This window comes from Nitrospiria bacterium, from assembly GCA_035498035.1.
GTDB lineage: Bacteria > Nitrospirota > Nitrospiria > JACQBZ01 > JACQBZ01 > JACQBZ01.
Map to the genome: position 1 here is coordinate 1 of DATKAN010000041.1, position 26,506 is coordinate 26,506.

Sequence of the window (26,506 nt, forward strand, 5' to 3'; positions counted from 1 at the left end):
GCGCAGGCGGGCTGGCCCGATATCGTTCAAACGCTCCTCGACGCGGGGGCGAATCCCAAGGCCAAGAACGCATTCGGCCGGACCGCCTTGATGCTCGCCGCGGAAGAAGAAAATAACGATATTGTGAGGATGCTGGCCGGGCGTTGAACGCCTAGAAGTTCCTGAGGGAGTAATCGATCATACTTCAAGGAGCCGACACCCGCGGAGGGGGTTCGAATTCATGGGCCGATTTCGTTACGTTGTCCACGAACATCATGCCACCCGGGTTCACTATGACCTGCGCCTGGAAGTGGAGGGGGTTTTAAAATCCTGGGCCGTTCCAAAAGGACCCTCGATGAATCCGGCCGAGAAACGGCTGGCCGTTCAGGTGGAGGATCATCCGCTGGAGTACGGAAGCTTCGAGGGAATCATTCCAGAGGGCAGTTATGGGGCGGGGCCTGTCCTGATATGGGATGAGGGACAATTTGTGCCGCTTGAAGATGCGGAAGCTGGATTGTCTAAAGGCAGTCTCTCGTTCCGCCTGGAAGGCAAAAAGTTGCAAGGAGAGTTCTCGCTGGTTCTGATGAAGGGGAGAGGTTCCGGAAAGGACTGGTTGTTGATCAAGAAGAAGGATCGACATGCCAATGCCTCATGGAAATTGAGGCCGGCCCTCACGCCGGTCCGGCTCAGGTCGTTGAAAATTAGGGTTCCCCCGTGTGAGACCGCATAAATGGGAGGACTTGGATGATCAAGGACCCTCTTATGTAATGGGTGATGCGTCCCGTGGATCCCAGATAATCGCGAGGGTGGTCTGCAGATGCCTTCGTTGCTACGTCGATTCTATTGAGGAAAACCTTCGGAATTGCGCTCAAGGTCCGGGTTTTTCTTAATGTGGAGTCAGGACTCGTGCGACTTCTTTTTGTCGGCGACATCATGCTAGGGCGGCTGGTCAATGAAATGCTGAGAGGTCGATCAGCCCAATATCCATGGGGGGATACCCTGCCTGTGTTTAGGGACGCCGACTTTCGCATGGGGAATCTTGAGTGCGTGCTCTCTGATTACGGGGCGCCATGGTCAGCGACGCCGAAGGTGTTTCGCTTTCGTTCCGATTCCAAGAATGCCGCAGTGTTGAAGGCGGCGGGTTTGGACGCCGTCTCGCTGGCGAATAATCACACCCTGGACTTCGGGTATGAGGCCCTGTTCGAGATGCTGAAAATATTAGATCAATACGGTATAGCGCATGCCGGGGCGGGCGAAAATGATGAGAAGGCATCCCGGTCATCCGTCATTGATCAAAAGGCAACGAAGGTGGGCATCATCGCCTTTACCGATAATGAACCGGAATGGGAAGCCACGGATGAAAAACCCGGGATCTTCTATGTGCCGGTGGATGGCCAGGATCGTCGGGCTCAAAGGCTTTTTCAGATTGTAGGCCGGGCACGAGGGAAGGCGGATCTGCTCATCGTCTCCGCGCACTGGGGTCCCAACTGGGGTTATCGGCCGCAGCCGAAGCATATCCCATTTGCCCATGCGCTGATCGACGCGGGCGCTGATATCGTCTATGGCCATTCCTGCCATGTCTTTCAAGGGGTCGAAATTTACAAGGGCCGCCCCATTTTTTATTCTACAGGAAACTTTGTGGACGATTATGCGGTTGACGAGATTGAGCGCAACGACGAGTCATTTATTTTTATCGTTGAAATTAAGGATGGGACCTTGAAGAAGTTGTGGCTGTATCCGACCGTGATCGAGAGTTTCCAGGCACGGCTGGCCGCCAGCGATCGGGCCCGTGCCATTGCTGAGAAGATGAAAAGGGTTTCTGAGGGATTCGGAACGATATTTGTTTGGGATAAAACAAAAGGATGCCTGTCATGGGTCATGAGGGATTGACCGCCTTCATGAAGGGGAGGGGATCGGGGAAGGATTGGCTTCCGATAAAGAACAATGACGCCGACGCCGATCCCGCCTGGCACCTGGAATCGGCTTTGACGCCCGAGAAGCGTCGGTCGTTGAAAGTGCGGACCCCGCCGTGCGAGCCGTCGTAGGAGGGTCGCGCGGATGTACAAAACAACCGGGAATGAATATCAACGAGGAGGGATCGAATGGGAACCTACATTTTGTTGACGAAGGTCTCGCCGGAGAGCATGACCTCGCCGGACCGGCTTAAAAAGCTTGAAGGAGAGGTGAAGGAGAAAATCAAGAAGCATTGTCCCAGGGTGAAATGGGTCTCCAATTATGCCGTTTTGGGACCCTATGATTATCTGGACGTGTTTGAGGCGCCGGATGAAATCACGGCCGGACAAGTCGCGACCATTGTTCGGTCTTTCGGCCATGCAACGACCGAGACCTGGCCGGCCATACCGTGGGAACAGTTTAGGGGGATGTTGGGGGAACTCGCCACATGAAGGATTTTGTCGAAGGGGCGTCGATCCGGATGTCATGGGACGTTGAATAAGAAATTCCGCTTGATTTTTTTTTCTGTGGGTGTGAGGATAACATGAAGAAGGGCGTGATCCGGTAACGGGAGACCGATGAGAAGAATCGGGGTATTGACCAGCGGGGGCGATGCCCCCGGAATGAATGCCGCGATCCGGGCCGTGACCCGGGCGGCGATTGCCGCGGGGATGGAGGTCTTCGGCATTCGACACGGGTATGCGGGGCTGATCGCCGGCGATGCCGTTCCGTTGACGGCGCGCGGGGTGGGCGGAATTCTTGAGCGGGGCGGAACCATGCTCGGGAGCACGCGCAGCCCGGAGTTTAAGACCGAACCGGCGCGACGCCGGGCCGTCTCGGCGCTCCAGGCTCAAGGGATCGAGGCCGTGGTGATCATCGGCGGGGACGGCTCCCAGGCCGGGGCATACGATCTTTCCCAGATGGGGGTGCCGGTGGTGGGGGTCGCCTCGACCATCGATAACGACCTGGCTGGCAGCGAGATCACCATCGGGGTTGATACCGCTCTCAATATCGCGCTGGAAGCGATCGACCGGCTCAAGACGACCGCCTCCTCTCACCAACGGGCCTTCCTGGTCGAAATGATGGGACGGGATTGCGGATACCTTGCGCTAATGGCCGGAATCGCGGGCGGCGCCGAGGTGATCGCCATTCCCGAAGCGCCCTGTGATCCGGAGATCATCGCTCAGGAACTTAGGGCCGCCTATGATCGGGGAAAATCCCACGCGATCGCCGTGATCGCCGAGGGGGCGAAATATAAGGCGGCCGAGATTGCGGCTTACTTTCATGAACACCATCAACGCATCGGGTTCGACCTTCGCGTGACGCTTCTTGGGCACGTGCAGCGGGGCGGCGCGCCGGGTGCGTTTGACCGAATCCTGGCCACGCGGCTGGGCGCCGGCGCGGTGGAAGCGCTGGTTCGGGGTCAGTCCGGCGTCCTGGTGGGACTATTGGAAGGTCGGGTTTCGACAACGCCGCTGGCCGAGGTGGCCCACGTCAGGAAGCCGCTGGATCTCAGTCTTCTGGAGTTGGCGCGCGTCTTAGCGCGATAATCCTTTATACCAAAAAAGTGACAATGGGGGGAATTCCGGAATATGAGAAAATTGGTGCTAGTCCGTCATGGCGAGAGCCTCTGGAACAAGGAAAACCGGTTTACCGGCTGGATCGATGTCGGACTGAGCGAAAAAGGGGCCCGCGAGGCGCTCGATGCCGCGCGTCTTCTGAAGCAGGAGGGATACACCTTCGATATCGCCTACACCTCGGTGCTCAAACGCGCGATCAAGACTCTCTGGATCATCTTGGAAGAGATGGATCTTATGTGGATCCCGGTCCATCGAAGCTGGCGGCTGAATGAACGGCACTACGGCGCGTTACAGGGGCTCGACAAAGCCGAGACGACCCGGCTCCACGGTGAAGAGCAGGTGCTGCGATGGCGCCGTGGCTACGATGTACGCCCCCCGTCGCTCACCCCGGATGACGAACGCTTCCCGGGCCGCGATCCCCGCTACACCGGACTCCGGCCGGATGAGCTGCCGTTGACCGAAAGTCTCAAGGACACGGTGGCGCGATTTCTTCCCTACTGGAATGAGACCATCGCCCCCGCGATCCAACGCGGCGGGCGGGTCCTGATCGCGGCGCACGGCAACAGCCTGAGGGCGTTGGTCAAGCATCTGGATCGGGTGTCGGACGAGGAGATCGTCGGGCTCAACATCCCCACCGGTATCCCTTTGGTCTATGAGCTCGAGGAGGATCTGAAGCCGGTTCGGAGTTTCTATCTGGGCGATCCCGCTCGTGCAAAGCGAGCGGCTCAGGCGGTCGCGAATCAGGCGAAGGGAAAAGCGAAGTGATACCGCGCGGCCTCCGTAAATCGGAATCCATTACAGGATGTGAGGCGATATTGTGAATCCTAAATCGGACGCTACTTCATCTATCCTTTGGTTTGAAGAGATCGGCATTAACGATGTCCCGAATGTCGGCGGAAAAAACGCATCACTGGGAGAAATGGTCCGGGAATTGACCTCCAAAGGAGTCAAGGTACCGAACGGGTTCGCGGTCACGGCGGCGGCCTATCGCGGTTTTCTCCGGGAAGCCCGTCTGGATCAAACCATCCGCGAAGCGTTGAAGGGATTGGATACGCGCGATCTGGAGAATCTTCGCCAACGGGGGCTTAAGATCCGCCAAGCGATTGTTTCGGCCAATCTCCCCAAGGAATTGGAGCACGCGATTACCGACGCCTATGATCGGTTGAGCGATCAAACCCACGGCCCGCTCGATGTGGCCGTTCGAAGCAGCGCGACGGCCGAGGACCTGCCGGATGCGAGCTTCGCCGGACAACAGGAAACCTATCTTAATGTTCAGGGCCGCCGAGCGCTTTTGGACGCTTGCAAGCGCTGTTTCGCCTCGCTTTTTACCGATCGGGCGCTTTCTTACCGCACGGACAAAGGATTTGATCACCTCAAGGTCGCACTTTCGATCGGCGTGCAGCGGATGGTGCGATCGGATCTGGCGGCGTCGGGGGTCATGTTTTCCATTGATACCGAGACCGGTTTTTCCGACGCCGTACTGATCAACGCCTCGTACGGTTTGGGCGAGAACGTCGTTCAGGGATCGGTGAATCCTGACGAGGTTTACGTCTTCAAGCCGACGCTCAAGGCGGGATATAGGCCGATTTTGCAAAAGATGCTGGGCACCAAAGAATTCAAACTGGTCTATGATGTGGGAGGCGGCCGAATGGTGAAGAACATTCCGGTTCCCCCCGACGATCGCGCCCGATTCGCCATCACCGACGACGAGATCCTGACCCTGGCCCGGTGGGCCTGTGTCATCGAAGAGCACTACAGCGCCAAAAAAGGCCGGCGGACGCCGATGGATATGGAATGGGCCAAGGACGGATTGACGGGCGAGCTCTTTATTGTTCAGGCGCGCCCCGAGACGGTCCAGTCCCAAAAGGACCGGAATGAAGTCGAGATCTACCACCTCGCGCAACGCGGGAAGGCGTTGGTCACAGGGAGAAGCGTCGGGGAGAAGATCGGCCAGGGCCCGGTGCGGGTGATTAAGAGCGTTCAGCATATCGACCGTTTCAAGCCGGGCGAAGTGCTGGTCACCGACAAGACGGACCCCGATTGGGAGCCGATCATGAAAAAGGCGGCCGCCATCGTGACCAATCGGGGCGGCCGGACCTGCCATGCGGCGATCGTCAGCCGCGAGCTCGGCCTTCCCGCGGTGGTGGGGGCCGAACAGGCGACCGAACGACTCAAAGACGGTCAGTCGGTGACCGTCTCGTGCGCCGAGGGGGAGACCGGTGTCGTTTATGAGGGAGTCCTGTCCTTCGCGGTCGAGAAAATCAACCTCCAATCCCTGGCGCGCCCCAAAACCCGGGTCATGATGAATCTGGGCAATCCCCAGGAGGCTTTCGGCCTTTCATTCATTCCCAACGACGGAGTCGGACTGGCCCGCGAGGAATTCATCATCAGCACATGGATTAAGATTCACCCGTTGGCGTTGGTGAACTATCATAAGCTGGAAGACCCGGCGGTCAAGGCCGAAATCGATCGGCTGACGGCGGGATACGGTGACAAAGTGGAATATTTCGTCGACCGACTGGCCCAAGGGGTCGGAACGATTGCGGCGGCGTTTTATCCGAAGGACGTCATCGTCCGGCTGAGCGATTTCAAGACCAACGAATACGCCAACCTGATCGGCGGGGGGCCGTATGAGCCCGTCGAGGAGAACCCGATGCTGGGGTTCCGCGGCGCCTCGCGTTACTATAACCCGCGTTACCGCGACGGGTTCGCGTTGGAATGCCGGGCGATGAAACAGGTGCGGGATGAGATGGGATTGACCAACGTCAAATTAATGGTCCCGTTTTGCCGCACCGTCGAGGAGGGGCGGCTCGTCCAGGCCGAAATGGAAAAGAACGGCCTCAAACGGGGCCAAAACGGATTGGAACTTTATGTGATGTGCGAAATTCCAAGCAATGTAATTCTGGCCGATGCCTTCGCGGAATTATTTGACGGTTTCTCGATCGGCTCCAATGATCTCACCCAGCTTGTCCTGGGGGTGGACCGGGACTCCGAGATTGTGGCCCCGCTGTTCGATGAACGAAACTCGGCGGTTAAATCGATGGTGGCAACCGTCATCAAAGCCGCCAAAGCCAAAGGCCGAAAGATCGGCATCTGCGGCCAGGCGCCGAGCGACTATCCGGAGTTTGCGCGATTCCTGGTCGAACAGGGAATCGACAGCATTTCGCTCAATCCGGACGCCATAATGAAAACCACGGTCATGATTGTGGAGACCGAAAAAGCGACGGGGCGGAAATAGTCTGCCGTACTGTCTCCCTTGAAAAAGGAGCGCTGATGAAACCGGTTCGCATATTTACCGTCGTGCCATCCCTCCCGGCGCGTCTGGAGCGGCTAAGAGATCTGGCTTATAACCTGTACTGGTCGTGGGATCCCGACACGCGAGAGCTTTTTCGCCGTTTGGATCGGGAGGTCTGGGAACAAACACGGCACAATCCCGTTCTGATGCTGGGCCGGATCAATCAGGAACAATTGAACGCGGCTTCGGAGGACACCGGTTTCCTCGCTCACTTTGATCGGGTCTGTCGGAATTTTGATAACTATCTTTCCAATCCCACGACGTGGTATCGCGCGACACGGGGCACCGAGGATCGAGACCGCATCGCCTACTTCTCGGCCGAATTCGGGCTGACCGACTGCCTTCCGATCTACTCCGGCGGGTTGGGGATACTGGCCGGCGACTTTCTCAAATCGGCGAGCGACTTGGGCCTGCCGCTGGTAGGCGTGGGGCTCCTCTATCAGCAGGGCTATTTTAACCAGTATCTCAACGCGGACGGCTGGCAACAAGAATCCTACGCCGACAACGACTTTTATAATCTGCCGATCCAACCGGTCCTTGATGCAACCGGAAAGCGGGTGACGGTCGAGGTGGCCTTCCCGGAGCGTACCGTCACGGCCCAGGTCTGGCGCGTTGAGGTGGGGCGAGTTCCGCTTTATCTGCTGGATACTAACGTCGATACCAATCGTCGAGAGGACCGTGAAATCACGGATCAACTCTACGGCGGAGACATCGAAATGCGGATTAAACAGGAGATGATTCTTGGAATCGGCGGTTTTCGGTTGATCTCGGCTCTGGGATTACGACCCACGGTCTGTCACATGAACGAGGGGCACTCGGCCTTTCTGGCCATCGAGCGTGTCCGCTGTTTAATGAAGGACCACAAACTCTCGTTTGCCGAAGCCCGGAAGGTGGCCGCCGCCGGTCAGGTATTTACGACCCACACTCCGGTCCCGGCCGGGAATGACTATTTCCACCCCGACCTCGTCGAAAAATATTTCGGGAATTTCTATCGCCAGGTGGGCCTTTCTCGAAAAGAGTTCCTCGCCCTCGGTCGCCAGAATCCCGAAGATGACCGTGAACCGTTCTGCATGACGGTCTTGGCCCTCCGGCTATCGGCCCATCTGAATGCGGTCAGCCGGTTGCACGAAACGGTTTCACGAAAAATGTGGGCCGGCGTCTGGCCGGGCGTCCCGCTCGAGGAATCGCCGCTGTCGCATGTGAACAACGCTGTTCATGTGCGTTCGTGGATTTCAAAGGACATGGCCGATCTCTTTGACCGTTATTTTGGAACCCGATGGCTGGAAGAACCCGCGGATCCGACGAACTGGAAAGGGATTGAAGAAATCCCGCCCTTGGAACTGTGGCGGACGTATGAGCGGCGGCGTGAGCGATTGGTGGCTTTTGCTCGCCGGCGCCTGCGGACGCAGCTTCACCTCAGAGGGGCCCCGGAGGCCGATCTGGAACGGGCCGACGAAGTGTTGGACCCGGGAGCCCTGACGATCGGCTTTGCCCGGCGGTTTGCAGTCTACAAACGGGCGACGCTGCTTCTGCACAATCCGGATCGGCTTGCGAATATTCTCAATCATCCCGAGCGCCCCGTCCAGATCATCTATGCGGGTCTCGCCCACCCCCGAGACGATCAGGGCAAGGAACTGATTCGTCGGATCATCCACCTCTCCCGGCTGGATCGATTCCGGTCCCGGATCGTTTTCCTCGAAAACTACGACATGGAGGTGGCCCGGTATATGGTGCAGGGCGTGGATGTCTGGCTTAACACGCCCCGACGAGGGCTGGAGGCCAGCGGGACCAGCGGAATGAAAGCCACGGCCAACGGCGTCCTCAACGTCAGTATTCTGGACGGCTGGTGGGACGAGGCCTATCAATCCGAAATCGGCTGGGCCATCGGTCGAGGAGAGCTGTACGGCGACGAGGCCGCACAGGACGAAGTGGAGTCCAGCGCGCTGTACGACATTTTGGAGAAGGAAATCATCCCGATGTTTTATGAGCGGGGAACGAACCATCTCCCCCGACGATGGATCACCCGGATGAAAAAAGCGATGGCGGTGCTCTGTCCGGAGTTCAACACCAACCGGATGGTGTGTGAATATTCCGAGCGGTTTTATTTCCCGGCCGCCGATGTTTCTGAGCGGCTGTATGCGACCGATTTTTCGAGGGCGAAGAGTCTTGCAAGCTGGGAGGCGAGGCTTCGGACCCATTGGGGAGAAATCCGGATCGAAAGAGTCGAGGCTCCTCCCGCGCCTCAATTAAGGGTCGGGGACAAGATCGATGTGAAGACCTGGGTTCAGTTGGGGACACTTACGCCAGAGGATGTTACCGTGGAACTGCTCATGGGTCGAACGAATGCACAGGGGGAAATCGTGGAGGCCCAGCCGACCCGGATGGAGTTTAAGGAACGGTCAAAAGAGGGGCTTTCCCTCTTCGAAGTCTGGGCCGTGCCCTGCAGCAAAAGCGGACTTCACGGCTTCACCATTCGTGTGATTCCGAAACACGAGGACCTTTCGAGTCCGTGGGAACTCGGATTAATCCTGTGGGCATGAACGATCTTCCACTCGTCCCGGGGCGACCGGAAAGTGGGAAAACGGTTTGCATTCGACGATCCGCTCACGTAAACGAAATCAAATGAAGCGTCGAATCCTGATCCGACTGCTCGGTCTTCTAATCCTCTTCGCCCCAAACCCGGCTCGGGCTGAATCGCAGGTTTATGTGAGTTTTTCGGTAGGCGGAGCGGTTGTGATCGGCGCAGGAGTCATTTACTGGGGGGTCTCTTCCGGTTCACGGGTGAGTGAATCCGCACCGTCGGAAGATAATCCGAACCGTTTGAAAAGCGCCCCATTCATTCCGCATCTCCCCCCGCAATTCGTCCAGCCCCTTTTCTCCGTCGAAGAACGGCCGCGCCAGGATTTCGGTTTGGTCCCCGATGATTCCCGTCCGGCGTCTCTCGTGGAGCTGCCGTTGTTCGTTTTTCGTTGGTGATCTCCAACACGCCACCGATCGCCGTCGCCGCTTTTCCAAACCGGATTTTTCAATATCTCTTGACGCCGTCGTGCGAATATGCTAATTATGATCCACCCTTTTCGACGGGGAAGTCGCGATAAGCGGTTTTAATACGAGCCTCCATGACGCTGAAGAATAGAATGGAAGAAGGTTTGACGTTCGATGATGTCGTCCTGATCCCGGCCAAATCATCCGTGCTGCCCCGTCTTGTCGAAACGCAGACCCACCTCACCCGGCGGATTCGAATCAATATCCCGATCATCAGCGCCGCCATGGACACCGTCACGGACGCGCGCATGGCGATCGCCATGGCGCAGGAAGGGGGGATCGGAATCGTCCACCGCGCGATGTCTCCCAAGGAGCAGATGGTCGAGGTGGACAAGGTGAAGAAATCCGAGAGCGGAATGATCATCGATCCGATCACCATCTCGCCCGACCAGACCATTCGCGAGGCGCTTCAGCTGATGGCCCGGTACCGGATCTCGGGCATCCCCGTGACCCGGGGGGGCAAGCTCGTCGGAATCGTGACCAATCGCGATCTTCGTTTTGAGACGCGGATGAACCTGAAAGTCTCCGAAGTCATGACGCATAAAAACCTCATCACCGCGCCCGAGGGGACCGGTCTCGAAGAGGCCAAGGCGATCCTTCAGAAAAATCGCATTGAGAAACTGCTGGTGGTCAACAAAGCCTTCGAGTTGAAAGGACTGATCACGATCAAGGACATCGAGAAGAAGATCAAATACCCCAACGCCTGCAAGGACGCCAGCGGACGCTTGCGCGTGGGCGCGGCGGTCGGCGTCGGGGAAGACGCCATGGAGCGGGTCGATCTTCTGTCGAAGGCCGGCGTCGACCTGATCGTTGTGGACACGGCCCACGGCCATTCGCTCAGCGTCCTGGAGACCGTCTCCAAAATCAAAAAGAACTATCCGGACCTGGAGCTGGTGGGCGGCAATGTGGCGACGGCCGAAGCCACCCGGGATCTGATCAAGGCCGGCGTCGACGGCGTGAAGGTCGGGGTCGGACCGGGGTCCATCTGCACGACCCGGATTGTCGCCGGGGCCGGCGTCCCGCAATTGACGGCCATATTCCACTGCGCGGAGGCCGCGGCCAAGCCGGGTGTGCCGATCATCGCCGACGGCGGGATCAAATATTCGGGTGACATCAGCAAAGCGATCGCCGCGGGGGCGGACTCCGTCATGATCGGGAGCATCTTTGCCGGGACGGAGGAGAGTCCCGGCGAAACCGTATTGTTTCAGGGCCGGAGCTACAAAGTTTATCGGGGCATGGGTTCCCTCGGCGCCATGGTCAAGGGGGGGCGGGACCGCTACTTTCAGGAGCATGAAACGGAATCCAAGCTCGTTCCCGAGGGGATCGAGGGCCGCGTTCCGTACAAGGGCTCCATCGCCAGCGTCGTCTATCAACTCGTCGGCGGGCTCAAGGCCGGCATGGGCTATTGCGGCTGCCGGACGGTCAAGGAACTTCAGAAAAAGGCCCGCTTCGTCAAGCTGACGCAGGCCGGGCTTCGTGAGAGTCATGTGCACGACGTGATCATCACGAAGGAGGCGCCCAATTACCGTGTTGAACGTGACTGAACAGGTTCCGGGTGAAACCCGTTGAGGTAATCATGCGCGCCGCCGAAGGGCATCCCGACCCGATCCACGCCGAGAAGATTCTCGTCTTGGATTTCGGTTCCCAGTACACGCAGCTCATCGCACGACGGATTCGCGAAAGCCAGGTCTACTCCGAGATCCATCCCTGTGATACCCCGATCTCATTCATCCGAGACTTCAAGCCCAAAGGGATCGTTCTCTCCGGCAGCCCGGCGAGCGTTTACGATAACAAACCGCCTTATTGTCCTCCGGAAATCCTGGATCTGGGCGTCCCGGTATTGGGCATCTGCTACGGGATGCAATGGATCACCCACCGGTTGGACGGGAAGGTCTCCAAGTCGGCGCGACGGGAATACGGGCGGGCCGATCTGGTGATTGATGATGCCACGGATCTGTTGAACGGCGTCGGCGCCGCCTCGGGCGCCCAGGGCTCACGACCCGAAACGGTGGTCTGGATGAGCCACGGCGACCGGATCGATCGGATGCCCCCGGGGTTTGATGTCCTGGCGCACACGGCCAATTCGCCTATCGCGGCCATGCGGAATGAAAAGCGGCGTCTTTATGCGATTCAGTTTCATCCCGAAGTCGCCCACACCCCCCAGGGGCTTGCCATTCTGAAAAATTTTCTTTACCGCATTTGCGGCTGCGCCCCGACCTGGACGATGAAGGCCTATCTGGAACGCGCCGTCGACCAGATTCGTGAACGGGTCGGGGACGTCGGTGTGATCTGCGCCATGAGCGGAGGCGTCGACTCGGCCGTGGCCGCCATCCTCACCCATCGCGCCATCGGGGATCAGCTGACCTGCGTTTTCGTGGACAACGGGCTGCTTCGCCATAAGGAAGCCGAACGCGTGACGGAGACGTTTCGAAAATCGTTTAAACTGAATCTCCGGTACGTGGACGCCTCCAAAAGTTTTTTGAAGAAACTAAAAGGGGTTACCGACCCCGAACGGAAACGCCGGATCATCGGCCGTCAGTTCATCCATGTTTTCGAGGATCAGGCGAAGAATTTGGGACGTCCGGATTTCCTGGTCCAGGGCACCCTGTATCCGGACGTGATCGAGAGCGTTTCGTTTAAAGGGCCTTCCGCAACCATCAAGACGCATCATAATGTCGGCGGCCTGCCGACGCGGATGCGGTTCAAGCTGGTGGAACCCCTTCGCGAATTGTTCAAGGATGAAGTGCGCAGATTGGGCGAGGAGATGGGCCTCCCGGAGGAAATCCTTTGGCGGCATCCGTTTCCGGGACCGGGTTTGGCGGTCCGAATCATCGGGGAGGTGACGCGAAAGCGTCTGGATCTGTTGCGCGAAGCGGACGATATTGTCGAACAGGAAATCCGGAAGGCCGGCCTGTACCGTTCAATCTGGCAGGCCTTTGCGGTCCTGCTCCCGATCAAGACCGTCGGCGTGATGGGGGACGAGCGCACGTACGAGCCTGTCGTGGCGATACGGGCCGTTCACAGCCAGGACGGGATGACGGCCGATTGGGTCAAGCTGCCGCACGAGGTGCTGGAGCGGATCTCGAACCGGATCGTGAATGAGGTCCGGGGGGTCAACCGGGTGGTTTACGACGTATCGTCCAAGCCGCCGAGCACGATCGAGTGGGAGTAGGAGGCGGCTGAATAAGTCCATCGGCTTCGTTGCCGAAGACGGCGAACCGAGAAGAGGCGCCTTCGGCCCCGATTATATTCCGCGTCGCTGACTCAACGCGGTGCGGTTTCTCGGGCCCTCGGAGATCCTCAGGTACCTGCTTTGTACGCTGCGGTCTCCTCGGTCCCTGCGGCATTGCGACCCACTTCCAGTAATAAAAATACTGGAAGTCCCCGGAGGGGGCATCTGGAGCTTTTTGAGCCGCCTCAAGAGAATGAGGGTTTCTCAGCAACCGATACGGGTGTAAATGATGCTCGAACGAATACAGAAAATCATCTCGATGGCCGGGATCGCCTCGCGCCGAAAGGCCGAGGAAATGATGCGGGCGGGCGCCGTGACGGTCAACGGACGCGTGGTCCGCGAGCTGGGCCGCAAGGCCGATCCGGAACGGGATCATATCAAGGTCTCGGGGAAACTCATCAATCCCAAGCAGGTCAAGGTGTACCTTATGCTGAACAAACCCCGCGAGGTGGTCACGACGCTGTCCGATCCGATGGGACGCGTGACGGTCAAGGCGTTGCTCCGGGGGGTACGGGCCCGCGTCTATCCGGTCGGGAGGCTCGATTATGACAGTGAAGGTCTGCTGCTTCTGACCAATGACGGCGACCTGGTGCAAAGAATGCTGCACCCCAGCTTTGAGGTTCCAAAAACGTACGAGGTCAAGGTCAAGGGGATTTTGACGGACCCGGAGATCCTGGAGGTTTCAAGGGGAGTGGTTTTATCGGAGGGTCGGACGCTGCCCTGCCGGATCCGAAAAATCAAGAAAACGGAAAAGAATTCCTGGCTGGAAATGACCATCCATGAAGGGCGAAACCGTCAGATCCGCCGCATGCTGGAGAAGATCGATCATCCGGTCTTAAAGCTGAAACGGATCCGGATGGCGACGCTGGAACTGGGCGCGTTGCCCATCGGACGGTATCGCTATCTGACAGCGGGGGAAATCCGATCCCTTAAGGCTCTCGGGTCGAAATCCAGACTACCGACGGTTGCACCCAAGAGTCGAAAGGCCGTGGGCGAATAGACACCCGGCGAGCGTGAGATCGATCCGAAACGAATAAAGGGATACGGTTTTGAAGCGGACACACGATTGCGGAAGGTTAAGAAAAAGCGACATCGGCCAGACGGCCGCGTTGATGGGCTGGGTCCAGTCCCGGCGGGATCACGGGGGGCTGACCTTCGTCGATCTTCGGGATCGGGAGGGGATCACGCAGGTGGTTTTTAATCCCACGCTCTCCCCGCATACGCACAAGGAGGCCAAGGAGCTCCGGAGCGAGGACGTCATCGCCGTTCGCGGACGGGTCGAGTCCAGGCCGCCCGGGACCGTCAACGCGCAGTTGGGGACGGGGGAGATTGAACTGGTCGCGGATGAGCTTGAAATTCTCAATGCGGCCAAGACGCCGCCTTTTCCGATCGAGGATAACGTTCTGGTTTCGGAGAACCTGCGATTGAAGTACCGTTACCTGGATCTCCGCCGACCCCGCATGCTGGCCAATTTAAAACGGCGGCACCGGATCCTGAAGTCCGTCCGGAATTATCTCGATGGACACGGTTTCATCGAGGTGGAGACGCCGCATCTCACGAAGAGCACGCCCGAAGGCGCCCGGGACTATCTGGTCCCCAGTCGGGTGAATCCCGGTCAATTTTATGCGCTGCCCCAATCCCCGCAATTATTCAAGCAGATATTGATGGTGGCCGGGATCGAACGGTATTACCAGATCGCCCGCTGTTTCCGGGATGAAGACCTCCGGGCGGACCGGCAGCCGGAATTCACCCAGATCGATCTTGAGCTATCGTTCATGGATCAGGAGGAGATCCGGTCGTTGATGGAAGGGATGATGGTCGAGGTCTTTCGGACGGTCAAGGATATCCGTTTAGAAACCCCCTTTCCGCGATTGTCCTATTCCGAGTCGATGGACCGGTACGGAACCGATAAACCGGATCTTCGGTTCGGTCTCGAAATACACGATGTTTCTCCGCTTGTGGCGGGTTCCTCCTTCCAGGTTTTTCAGGAGACCTTGAACCGAAACGGGGTGGTCAAGGCGATGGTATTGGAAGGCCAGGCGACGCTTTCGCGCAAGGAACTGGATGAACTGACGGAGAGCGCGAAGTCCCTGGGGGCAAAGGGATTGGCCTGGATCAAGGTGTCGCCGGAAGGTTTTGAGTCGCCCATTGTAAAATTTCTCGGCGAGCCCCTGCTCCGCTCGCTGTCAGCCGCCTTGTCGGCGAAAGCGGGGGATCTGCTGTTGTTTGTGGCCGATCAGCTTAAAACAGCCCGGGAAGTGATGGGAGGCCTCCGAACACGGCTGGCGGAGCGATTCCAACGGATTCCGCCGGATCAGTTCCGTTTCGTCTGGATCACGGATTTTCCGCTGCTGGACTTTGACGACACCGAACAACGGTATGTCGCCATGCACCATCCATTTACCTCGCCGTTGGATGAAGACCTGCCTTTTCTGGATACGGAGCCCCGACGGGTCCGGGCCAAGGCGTACGACCTGGTCCTGAACGGCTCCGAGATCGGCGGCGGGAGCATCCGAATCCATCGACGCGATGTTCAGTCCCGGCTGTTCAAGCTGCTCGGAATTGATCCGGCATCGGCGCAGGAAAAATTTGGGTTCTTACTGGACGCCCTTGAATACGGGGCTCCGCCCCATGGGGGCATGGCTTTCGGTCTGGATCGTTTGTCGATGATCTTGTCCGGAGCGGAATCGATTCGTGACGTGATTGCTTTTCCTAAGACCCAGAAGGCGATCTGCCTTCTCAGCGATGCGCCGTCGCATGTGGCGGAACAGCAGCTCAAGGAATTGCATATCAAACTGGATATTGTGGAATAACGTACGTGGTTATTCCGTTCAATTTTGAGAGGAGGTGAGGACCGAATGGCCCAAAAGGTAGCCAAGGCGGGAGTAAGGCGAGAAAAGGGATGGCTCTACTATCTTGATAAGCAGGGCGATGTCTCACGGACCAAGATGGCGCGGGGAGGGGGCAAGCATAATCCGGGCAAGCCCCAGAAGATCGCCAAAGTGGGTGTCAAGAGAGAGGAAGGTTATCTCTATTTCATCGACAAGCAGGGCGATGTCTCCAGGGCGAAGATGGCTCGGAGAGGAAAGAGGCGGTAACCGTTTATCTCACACACGAGGCGGCTTTTCCGGGTCATCCGGGAAAGCCGCCTTTTTTTAGGGGCTAGCGTCGCCGCCATTATCTGTGGGGGGCCGTGCGGCAATACATGAGGCCAGTCCTCCGATACCCCACCCCCGCGCTCGGACAGGCGAAGCCTGACCCTCGTTTTCTCCACCGGCCAAGCGGCTCGACTGAGCTCGCCGATGTCCTCCCCCCTCTCGCTCGCGTTGCTCGCTGACGGAAAATAATCTCCAGATTAGAGGTGAGTACCTACGACACCAGAGCGACGACGGTGTGATAGCCGCTGGCACCGGCCGGATAGGCCTGTTCCAGTTTGGCGGGCTGCACTTGGCCCCGTTTATCCCAGGCACGGACCACCAGCGTGTAGGCCCCCGGTGCGGAGGGCCGCCAGCGGTAATTCCAGATGACCCAACTGTACGGTGAAAGGGGCGGTTCCAGATCGGTCGGGTTCCACGTTTGGCCTCCGTCTGTGCTGAGCTCCACCCGGCCGATCCCATTGTAACCCCCGAAGGCCAGCCCTCGAACGGGATGCTCTCGTCCTTGAATCTCCTGATAGTGTCCGGGGCTGTCGATTCTGGAAATTATCCGGATCTCGCCTTGATCGGTCCAGCCCCTTTGCTGCCAGTATCCCTTATAATCGTAATCCACCACCTCGATTTCGGTGATCCACTTGACGTTCTTGATCCCGTAAAGACCGGGGACGACAACGCGAAGGGGGTAGCCGTGAGCCCGGGGCAAGGCTTCCCCGTTCATCATATACGCCAGCAGGACATCGCCGTTTATGGCCCTGTCAAACGGAATACTGTCGCTGTACCCGTCCGCCGCATGAAAGACCACGTCAAAGGCCGAAGGGTCCGGTCCGGCCTCTTCCAGGAGCGCTTTAAGCGAAATGCCCCGCCACACGGCATTGCTAATCGTGTCCCCTCCGGGCAGCGTATCGATGCAAATCAGGGTTGCAGCCATCTCGATGGAAGGCCGGCCGTAGAAATCGGCAAAGGTTAATCGGGCCGGTTTCTTGACAAGCCCGCCGATGTATAGAGACCAGTCGGCCAGGTTGATCTCGGGAAACCCATCATAACTTACGATATAGAATTTATCGTTGGGTGTGATCAGGACGGTGTCGCGCGGCGGGAGCGAAAAAAGACGCTTCCAGAAAAACGTCCCGGCGCCGGCCGTTTTGGACCAGCCGGAGCCCAAAGCGGTCAGGCCCGCGGTCCGCAGAAACATGCGTCGATTGAGCTTGATCATCGTTCCCCCCCGCTCGCCTTGCTCGATGGAATCTATTATACTTGTCCTCATGTCGACTCGCAATCCCCGTTTGACCCAAGCGGCCGGCCCCGGATTTTTTATCAATCTGTGGCATGCCGTCGGTTTGTCAATCTGGGTGCTTGTTTTAAGGGTTTTGAACCGCGTCCGGGTTCGGAATCCGGAAAACATTCCCAAACGGGATGAACACGCCGTTTTGATCTGCAGCAACCATATTTCCGCTCTGGATCCCTTTGTGATTGCGGTGACGGCCATGCCGTTTTTCTCGCCGGTCTGGTGGCGGGCTCCGGCGAAGGAGGAGCTCTTCCGGTGGCCGGTGGTCCGGACGATGATCCGGACCTGGGGGGGCTTTCCGGTCCGCCGCGGAAAGCGCGATTTCGAATCGATCGAAGCCATGACCCGACTGCTCCCGACGAGCGTGATCGTCATCTTTCCGGAAGGAAAACGCTCGACGGACGGATTTCTTCTGCCCGGAAAACCGGGGGTCGGAAAAATCATCCATGATGCGAAGCCCCGGAAGGTCATTCCGGTCTTCATCGAGGGAAGCGACCGGCTGTTGCCCAAAGGTAAAATATTCCCCCGGTGTTTCAGGACCATCACCATTGCCTATGGTTCCCCGGTGGATTTTTCCCGATTCTTTGCCTTGGAAGGTTCCGTGGAGCTTTCCCAAAAGATCGTGGACATCGTCATGAGGGCCATTGAGCAACTTCGGTGAGACCGCCTTGTGTGGATTTCGCGGCCGGTTGCAAAAAACCCCATTTTGTGTTATTGACAAGCCGGGGTTGAGATAGTAGGATGGACCGATCTTATCCGGATTTCTTCCAATATCTCAGATCTTCCCGGGTTTAAAAAATTCGGCTTCTTTGTGCGGGAAATACCGGCTTTCGAATGGGGCCGATTCGCCATGGTACAACCATGTGGATTGACCGCCCGGATAATAATAGGAGGTTCCGTGTTCGGACCTCCCGGGGTTGTGCGACCGTTCCTGTTTGTCAGAGACCAGGCCGCTTGGTATAGTTAAATATATTTCAGATCGGCGGCCGGTGAACGAAAAACAACGAAGGGAGTGCCATGTCCCTGCGCTCGAACACCCTCTTGACAACCTTAGGGTTCCTCCTCATTCCATCGATGCTGGGTTCATCCCCGGCATGGTCGGGCGACTGGACGATGGCGTTTACGATTTCGGTTCCGGATTCCAATGCGGATGGGGGCCAGTTGGTCAACCGGCTGGAAGCCGGTGGTCTATCCACCGCAACGGATCTTTTTGACAACAATTCGGATGTGCTGGCCTTGTTGGCGGGGCCGGTTCAGGCCGCCTTTACACACGAGGACGAGACCACCTACCCGCTTGGTCTCCAATTGCTGTGGCGGGATATTCGGGCGGATGGACTTCCGAAGAGCTGGACGATCAAGGTGGTCTCTCAACAAAACGTGTCCCCGGTTTCCGTGGCTTGGACCCCTCCGCCGTCGATTGCATCGGACACCTGCCAAACGGGTTCGGTGAGATTTCAGGATCAGACGACCGGTCAGTCGATTGATTTGATGTCAGCCCCCGGTTATACCTATAGCAGTAACGGAACGGTCGGCAGTCCGGAAATCCGGTTCTTTACATTGACGGTCAGCCGCGTTCCGCAAAATTCACCCTCCGTGCCGACCGGTCTCGTGAGCAGCGGCGGCATTTCCAAGCTCCCCCGTTTTCATTATGTTCGATTGGCATGGAGGGCCGATAGCCCGACCGACCTGGCGGGCTACAATATCTGGCGCAGCAGGAGCAACGGAAGCGGGTATGTACGCTTGAATGCGGTCCCGTTCCTGAATAATTGGTATCTGGATAAACAGGTGAAGACGGGCACGACCTACTACTACGTGGTGACGGCGGTGGGGACGAATGGATGTGAAAGCGGCTTTTCAAAGCAGACGACGGCAACGGCTGGACAACCAGCCCTGCGGTAGCTTCGGGGGCTTGATTCAGAAGATATCGCTTGTCGGATATCCCGGTTCATCTATTTTCAAAAAAGGCTTGTGTCCCGCAAACAGCACCGGTTTTTTATCGGCCCCTTCCTCGGTATTCTTCCGACATGTCACGCTGGCCCTCGCGGTGATGTTTTTTCCCGCCGCCTTGCTCGTTCCCGATAATGAAGCCGAGGCGGCGAACCGGTACTGGGTGGCGGCATCGCCAAGCAATTGGAACAGTACCGCTAATTGGTCCACGACCTCGGGCGGGGCCGGCGGTGCCAGTATTCCGGGTTCGGCCGATATCGCCATCTTTGATGCGAGCCGGATCGGGGATTGCGCACTAGATGCGATTGTGAACGTGGCGGGGATCAGTATCGTGGCGGGCTACACGGGCACGATTACGCAGGGTGCGGTTACCGTAACGGTTGGTTCTACCGCGTACACACAAGCGGACGGCACCTTTGCCGGGAGTGCTGCCTCCATCACCGTCAACGGCGCGTTTTCTCTGAGCGGCGGGACCTTTACGTCTACTACCGGCACCCTGACTCTCTCCGGGAACGGCGGGTTTACCCAGACCGGGGGGACCTTTGCCCCCAATAACGGCACCGTCACCTTTACCACCACCTCCGCCACCGTTGATGTTCCGGGCAGCATCACCTTTTATAATCTGACGATCAATAAGAACTCAGGGGCGATTCTGACCATCGCCGCCGGGGATACCCTCGTTACGACCGGTGTTTTGAGCCTGTCGAATGGGAGGGCCGCAACCGGTACGTTGGAGGCCCAGGGTGATGTGACCATAGGACCCGGGTGGGATACGTCCGGGCAGACGGCGCCCTTGCGGTTTACCGGGTCGGCCAATCAATCCCTCACGGTGAACGTTCTTAATTTATTACATCCCATTACAATCGATAAGACCGGAGGCAGCGTGAATGCCGGGACGACCTCGTTCACCATCCCCGGAACCTTTGATCTGGTCAACGGCGAATTCATATCGACCACCGGCACCCTGACCTTCTCCGGCGGCAGCGTTTTTACCCAGACCGGGGGTACCTTTACCGCCAATAACGGGACCGTGGCCTTCACAACCACCGCCTCCACCATCGATGTTCCGGGCAGCATCACTTTTTATAACCTGACGATCAATAAGAATTCGGGCGCCGCCTTGACGATTGGCGCCGGGGATACCCTCATTACGACCGGCCTTTTGAGCCTGACCAATGGGGCGGCAGCCACCGGGACCTTAGAGGCCCGGGGTGATGTGACGGTAGGGGTCGGGTGGGATCCTATCGGGCAGACGGCGCCGCTGCAATTCACCGGGTCCGTCAATCAGGCCTTCGCGGTGAGCGCTCCAACCTTTGCCAATCCCATCACGATCAACAAAACCGGGAACGGTGTGAATGCCGGGACGACCTCGTTCACCATTTCCAGCGCCTTTAATCTCGTCAGCGGCGATTTCACCTCAACCACGGGCACACTGACGTTTTCCGGCGGCAGCGTATTTACCCAGACCGGGGGGACCTTTACCGCCAATAACGGGACCGTGGCCTTTACCACCACGGCGTCCACCATTGATGTACCGGGCAGCATCACTTTTAATAACCTGACGATCAACAAGAATTCGGGTGCGGCTCTGACCATAGCCGCCGGGGATACCCTCATCACGACCGGCCTACTGACCCTGACGAACGGGGCGGCGGCCACCGGGACCTTGGAGGCCCGGGGTGACGTGACGGTAGGGGCCGGGTGGGATGCCGCCGGACAGACAGCGCCGCTGCAATTCACCGGGTCCGTCAATCAGGCCTTCGCGGTGAGCGCTCCAACCTTTGCCAATCCCCTCATCACGATCGATAAAACCGGGGGCAGCGTCAATGCCGGGGCGACCTCATTTACAATCTCGGGCCCCTTTAATCTCGTCAACGGAACATTCACCTCCACCACGGGAAGCCTGACATTGAGCGGAGCCTTTACCCAGAGCGGCGGGGTATTCAACGGCGCTTCGGGCACGATCACGGTGAACGGAGCCTTTTCCTTGAACGGCGGGACCTTTACCTCCACCACCGGCCTATTGACGTTTTCCGGTACCGGCACTCCGTTCGCGATCGGCGGCGGCGCCTTTGCCCCTTCCACCGGGACCGTTCGGTATACCGGGAACGGACCGACCAATATCACCGCCGCCACCTATAACAACCTTCAGGTCATGCCAAGCGGAAACAACAGGACCCACACCTTCGCCGCCGGAACCCTGACCATCGGCGGCGACTTCACGGCGGGGAATGGGACCAATTCCAACATCGTCGTTACCGCCGCCGCAAATCCGACGATCCTGACAGTGAACGGTAACGTCGCGATCTCCGCCTTAACCACGCTCATAGCAAACGGCACAAACCCGTTGACCGTCGGAGGGTCTTGGTCCAATACCGGCACCTTTACTCATAGCAGCGGCACGGTAATTCTGAACGGCACGGCTCAACAGACCCTGTCGGGGACGATGACCGGCACGTCGGCCTTTGGCACGTTGACCATTACGAACAATTCCGGCTCGGATCCGGTGACCGCCCCCTCGGTGGCCTTCTCGGCCGGTGCGACGGCCGCCACCGCCAATTTCACGACCGCGGCCACGAAGGTCCGGCTTAACGCCGGTTCGACCTTCACCTTTACCAATATTAACTTCGGCCCCGGTTCGGGCGCCCGCGTCCAGCTTTGGTCCTCCGTGCCCGGGTCCCACTGGAACCTGAACGTAACGGGCGCCCAAACCGTCCTCAACACCGATGCGAGGGATTCCGACGCCACCGGGAATATCATTAATGCGACCGATCCCTCCAACCTCGATTCCGGGAATAACCTGAACTGGAATTTCGGGGCGCAATCATGCAGCACCGCCCAAACCGGGCCCTGGAATGCGGCCAGCACCTGGAATGCACCCTGCAATGTCGCGGGCGGGCCCACGGGCGCGAACGCGGTTTACATCAACAGCGGACATATCGTTTCGGTGACGGCCAATGCCGCCGCGTCCAATATCACGATGTATCCAAACGCGGCCGGTTCCGGAAACGGTCTTGCGATCAATTCCGGAATCAGCCTGGCCGTGGCCGGTTCAATAACTCTGAACGAGCCGACCTCGGCCACATCGGACTTGAGCGTCAATGGCGGCAATCTTTCGGCCGGGAACCTTTTTATCCGCGGGAGTTCGACGGCCGGTCTGTTCGCCACCGTGTCGATCGATACCGGAACGGTAACGATTTCCGGATCGGTTGCGTTCCTTGGGACACCCGCACAGGCCCGGCTGAACTTTACGGGTGCGGGAACCCTTGCACTCGGCGGCCATCTGGCCGATGGGGGAACGGTTACGGCCGCGGCAGGAAGCACGATCAACTTTAACGGGGCATCGCCCCAATCGGGGGGAGGGTATAGCTACGCGATCCTCAAGGCGAACAATCCGGCGGGGGTGACCTTGACCGGCGCCGCCGCCGTCTCCACGCTGACCATCGGCGACGTGACGGCCAACAGCCTCTTCGACGACGGTGGATTCCAGGTTACGTCCAGCGGAACATTTAATCTCATCTCCGGAAAGTTCAGACTCGGAAGCGCCACGGTGGGGACGTCCTTCCCGGCCTTTACGACCATGAATCTTTCCCCGGGAACCACCGTTGAATACGCGGCCGGGGTGGGCCAGCCCGTGTCGGAGCTTCCTCCCTATCGCAATCTGACGATCAGCGGTAGCGGCGAGAAGACCCTTTCCGCTTCTCTCACCGTCAACGAGGATCTAACGGTGAATGATACCGGCGGCGCCTCGACCTTTACACTTTCCGGGGATAATACGTTGACGGTCAACGGGACACTCCGGGTCACGGGCACGGGGTCCGCACTTGTCGCGGCCCCCGCCAATACGCTTGTTCAAATTGTCGCCGGCAACGTGGCCGTCGATATCGGGGCCCGGATAGACGCAACCGGCCGGGGCTGCGGGGCCTCGGAGAGTTACGACTATGACACGACCGACGGGACGCCGGTCTTGCAGTGCCGGAACATCGGCGGCGGGGTGACGGCGAATTTCGGGGAAGGCGGGGACAGCACGACGGACGGAGGAGGCGGGGCCGGCTACGGCGGGGCCGGAGGCTTGAGCGGGGGCGGAATCACGGGAGGATCCACTTACGGGATCGATCTGCTTCCGTTCGAAATGGGCAGCGGCGGCGGAAATGGATCCGCTCCGGGAGGAGCGGGAGGGGGTTCTCTTCGGTTACAGGTGACCGGCACCCTGACCCTGAACGGCATAATTTCGGCGAACGGGAGCGACGGCAATCCCGACGTGCTTGGAACGGGCGGCGGCGGAGGAGGAGGAAGCGGCGGAGCCATCCGTATCAATGCGGGGACGGTCACCGGCGCCGGCAGTTTTCAGTCCAACGGGGGCCGGGGCGGAAATGGGACTTCCTTTGGAGGCGGCGGCGGGGGGGGTGGCCGCATTGCGGTCTTTATCGCTGCATCCAATACCTATACGGGTACCACCTCCTGCCTTGGCGGCGGTGGAGGGGCCGGACCCGGACCCGGGCACCCGGGTGCGAACAATCCGACCTGCAAGATCCTATTGGCCTTCCCCGCGTCAAGTCCCGATGGGATTATCGACGGGAATGGCGACAATGTTTACGGTGGAGTCGGGACCGGCGCCGGGGGGACCTCCACCCAGCTGACCACGAATGGATCCGCTTCTTATTCCATTCAAGTTCAAAATGACGGCGGCGTCGCCGGGTCGTATGGAGTAACCTGGACCCTTCCCGGGGCAGGCTGGAATGTAACGCTTGTGGATAATGTCACCAGTGCTGTGTATACGAAAAATTTTGTAACGCCCTCGATTAATCCCGGTGCCTCGAGGGCCTATACCCTTATAGTCAAGCAGGGCTCGCCGAGTCCTCCCGATGGAACCTATAATGTGATTATGGATTTCCTCGTATTGAACGGAAGCGGCGGCGACTCCATCAAAGCCCTTATCGTGAAGTCCAATCAACGCCCGGATGGGATTATCGACGGCAGCGGGGGCAATGTGTTCGGACTGGCCGGCAGCGGCGCGGGCGGCCAGTCCAGCCGGACCGTGACGGGCGGTGTGGCGACGTCGTACAGCCTTTTCCTGCTCAATAATGAGACAAGCCCGGATACCTTCACCCTGAGTTGGAACACCCCTTCGGGATGGACCGTGGTCGTCAATGACGGATCGGCCGATCGGTCGTCCGGCTTTACCACCGCCCTTATCCCGGCGGGTGGAACGGCCCTGTATACCCTGGTGGTGACCCCGACGGTCACATCGACCCTGAATATCATCGTCGACATCGCCTCGACCACCACCGCTTATCTGGAAGACTCGGTGACGGCGATCGCCGTCCAGTACTCTATCCCGGCAGCCCCCCAAGCCTGCCTCGGGCCGGACAATCCTCCGGGGTCGGGCTGCCTGCTGTCTCCGTCGGCGATCAGTCCGACCCAGATCAAGCTTTACTGGGTGGACACCTCCAATAATGAGGACGGTTTCCGGATTGAACGCGCAATAAGGGTGGGCGGGGCCTGCGACACGGACGAGGTGTACGGGGTGATTTTCACATTGTTGCGGGATACGGTGGGGTCTCCCGGCACCGGCCAGGTCCTCGGTTACACGGACGGGGGACTGGCGCCGTTGACGGCGTACTGTTACCGATTCCAAGCCTATAATCCGGCCGGCAACTCGGTCTATTCCGGGGCCGTATCCATATCGACGCTGCCGCCGGCCGAATTCCATGTTCCCGCGGCCGTTTCGGACCTGACGGTGAAGCCCGGAGACCAGACGCAGAACTCGATCACCCTGAGTTGGACAGCGCCGTCGGATGATAATGCGGTTCCGGGAGTTGGGCAGGCGGGCAGTTATGACCTGCGTTACGCCACCAGCCCCATCGTCGACGGCGGGGCAGGGGCCGGCCAGGTAGATTTCTCGGCGGCGACGTCGGTCCCCATTCCGGCCCCGAAGCTTGCCGGTAGCTTTGAAGAGGCCACCGTTTCGGGTCTGACGCCCAACACGATCTATTACTTTGCCTTGAAATCAGGCAACACGATCGGGCCCTCGGCCATGTCAAACAATGCGTATTGTTCCGGGACGACCACCCCCTGCGGCGACAACCCGACCGATGGAAGCTTGGCGGGTCGGACGGCGCTCCGAACGAACCTCAATATGGTTTCGATTCCGTTGAATCCGAATCCTGCGGATCCAGACGGTGTATTCCATGACGATATAGGGGGAGTTCCGCAGATGTGGAATTGGAACTCATCCGGTCTGGGGATGGTCGAAGGGGTTGACGGCTGTTACGATCAGTATCCGGATTCTTCTATCGCGCCCTGCCTGGACATTACGGCCCTCGTTCCGGGAAAAGGCTATTTTATCCAAGGGGGCGGCAACCGGCCTGTGATTGATGTGCCGAGTCTTTCAACGGCGGTAGCTACCGCGAATTTTTGCACAGGTAGCAGTGTGGGAACCATTAACGGTTATTTGATTCCGTTGCAGCTCGGCTGGAACATGATCGGAGATCCCTTCACGAGCCTGCTGGATTTCAGCACTGTCTATGTTCGACAGAACGGCAACGATGCGACGTGCGTAACCTATGGTACGGCGGTGTCTCCGAACAATTGGCTCGGAAACACCATTTATCAATTTGACGGTGTGGGATATAGCAATGGCCAAATGTTTTACACGGATCCCCCGGTCCTGGAACCTTGGAAGGGTTATTGGTTGTGGGTGATGAACAATAACGTCATCAACGGCAACACCTATGAATTGATCCTTCCGACGCCTCCATAAAAAGAAAAAGGGAAGCAGCCGTATTACGTTCCTTGACAAGGCCCTTTGATCTAACGTATATTAAAACTCGCCTTTAAATCGAACCCGGTGAGGTTCGAAAGGGAGTGGAAATGAAACCGATCGGCTCGACAATCGAACCTTTCTTGTGCCCGGACGGGGCGTCAAGAGAGGTTTTTTTGTGCCTAAAGGGCATTCATGAAAGCCGAAATGAAAATTCAGCGAGCTCGGCGAGCGAGAGGGGGAGGCTCCGTCCGGCCCTGCGGGCGGAGGGG

Annotated in this window: 17 protein-coding genes and 1 pseudogene; 17 read left to right on the forward strand and 1 reads right to left on the reverse strand. The window is 58.6% G+C overall.

The genetic code is table 11. The features are described 5' to 3' along the window. Positions 1-232: 232 nt before the first annotated feature. The 14 genes and pseudogenes from VMN77_08525 (at position 233) to VMN77_08590 (ending at position 16,182) form a co-directional block, all read left to right on the forward strand. Positions 233-631 (forward strand): annotated as a pseudogene (locus VMN77_08525) (DNA polymerase ligase N-terminal domain-containing protein). A 191-nt stretch (positions 632-822) separates the two neighbouring features. After that, positions 823-1,869, forward strand: coding sequence for a CapA family protein (locus VMN77_08530; protein ID HTN43825.1), 1,047 nt, complete (start codon positions 823-825; stop codon positions 1,867-1,869). Then, positions 1,851-2,024, forward strand: coding sequence for a hypothetical protein (locus tag VMN77_08535; GenBank protein ID HTN43826.1), 174 nt, complete (start codon positions 1,851-1,853; stop codon positions 2,022-2,024). Before VMN77_08530 ends, VMN77_08535 begins: the two co-directional genes overlap by 19 nt. 57 nt (positions 2,025-2,081) lie before the next feature. Beyond that, positions 2,082-2,384 (forward strand): GYD domain-containing protein, encoded by a 303-nt coding sequence (locus VMN77_08540; GenBank protein ID HTN43827.1) that lies wholly within the window; start codon positions 2,082-2,084, stop codon positions 2,382-2,384. A gap of 126 nt (positions 2,385-2,510) precedes the next feature. Continuing rightward, complete coding sequence (gene pfkA, locus VMN77_08545) at positions 2,511-3,482, forward strand: 6-phosphofructokinase (protein ID HTN43828.1); 972 nt, start codon at positions 2,511-2,513, stop codon at positions 3,480-3,482. 42 nt (positions 3,483-3,524) lie between these two features. Further along, the gene (gpmA, locus tag VMN77_08550) at positions 3,525-4,277 is read left to right on the forward strand and encodes a 2,3-diphosphoglycerate-dependent phosphoglycerate mutase (GenBank protein HTN43829.1); all 753 of its coding nucleotides are present in this window, start codon (positions 3,525-3,527) and stop codon (positions 4,275-4,277) included. Between the two features lie 52 nt (positions 4,278-4,329). Next, positions 4,330-6,750 carry a phosphoenolpyruvate synthase gene (gene ppsA, locus VMN77_08555; protein HTN43830.1) on the forward strand — a complete coding sequence of 807 codons (2,421 nt, stop codon included), beginning with the start codon at positions 4,330-4,332 and terminating at the stop codon, positions 6,748-6,750. A gap of 35 nt (positions 6,751-6,785) precedes the next feature. Beyond that, on the forward strand, positions 6,786-9,347 hold the full coding sequence (glgP, locus tag VMN77_08560) for an alpha-glucan family phosphorylase (GenBank protein ID HTN43831.1): 2,562 nt from the start codon (positions 6,786-6,788) through the stop codon (positions 9,345-9,347). An 82-nt stretch (positions 9,348-9,429) separates the two neighbouring features. Next, positions 9,430-9,783: a hypothetical protein gene (locus VMN77_08565; GenBank protein ID HTN43832.1), complete on the forward strand. Its 354-nt coding sequence runs from the start codon at positions 9,430-9,432 to the stop codon at positions 9,781-9,783. Positions 9,784-9,944: 161 nt separating this feature from the next. Further along, positions 9,945-11,396 (forward strand): IMP dehydrogenase, encoded by a 1,452-nt coding sequence (gene guaB, locus VMN77_08570; protein HTN43833.1) that lies wholly within the window; start codon positions 9,945-9,947, stop codon positions 11,394-11,396. 32 nt (positions 11,397-11,428) lie between these two features. Continuing rightward, the gene (guaA, locus tag VMN77_08575; protein ID HTN43834.1) at positions 11,429-13,024 is read left to right on the forward strand and encodes a glutamine-hydrolyzing GMP synthase; all 1,596 of its coding nucleotides are present in this window, start codon (positions 11,429-11,431) and stop codon (positions 13,022-13,024) included. A 286-nt stretch (positions 13,025-13,310) separates the two neighbouring features. Continuing rightward, the gene (locus tag VMN77_08580) at positions 13,311-14,084 is read left to right on the forward strand and encodes a pseudouridine synthase (GenBank protein HTN43835.1); all 774 of its coding nucleotides are present in this window, start codon (positions 13,311-13,313) and stop codon (positions 14,082-14,084) included. 49 nt (positions 14,085-14,133) lie between these two features. Continuing rightward, entirely contained in the window at positions 14,134-15,897 is a 1,764-nt protein-coding gene (gene aspS, locus VMN77_08585; GenBank protein HTN43836.1) for an aspartate--tRNA ligase, read from the forward strand. Between the two features lie 45 nt (positions 15,898-15,942). Continuing rightward, positions 15,943-16,182, forward strand: coding sequence for a hypothetical protein (locus tag VMN77_08590; protein ID HTN43837.1), 240 nt, complete (start codon positions 15,943-15,945; stop codon positions 16,180-16,182). 271 nt (positions 16,183-16,453) lie between these two features. On the opposite strand, the gene VMN77_08595 is transcribed toward VMN77_08590, so the two are convergent. Continuing rightward, positions 16,454-17,452, reverse strand: a complete 999-nt coding sequence (locus VMN77_08595) for a molybdopterin-dependent oxidoreductase (protein ID HTN43838.1) — start codon at positions 17,450-17,452, stop codon at positions 16,454-16,456. 49 nt (positions 17,453-17,501) lie between these two features. Here VMN77_08595 and VMN77_08600 point away from each other — a divergent pair, with 49 nt between their 5' ends. From VMN77_08600 to VMN77_08610, 3 genes are all read left to right on the forward strand, one after another. Further along, entirely contained in the window at positions 17,502-18,185 is a 684-nt protein-coding gene (locus VMN77_08600; protein HTN43839.1) for a lysophospholipid acyltransferase family protein, read from the forward strand. Between the two features lie 356 nt (positions 18,186-18,541). Further along, positions 18,542-19,423, forward strand: a complete 882-nt coding sequence (locus tag VMN77_08605) for a hypothetical protein (protein HTN43840.1) — start codon at positions 18,542-18,544, stop codon at positions 19,421-19,423. Continuing rightward, a complete protein-coding gene (locus VMN77_08610; protein HTN43841.1) occupies positions 19,359-26,234 on the forward strand; it encodes a hypothetical protein in 6,876 nt (2,291 codons plus the stop codon). Before VMN77_08605 ends, VMN77_08610 begins: the two co-directional genes overlap by 65 nt. Positions 26,235-26,506 lie beyond the last annotated feature (272 nt).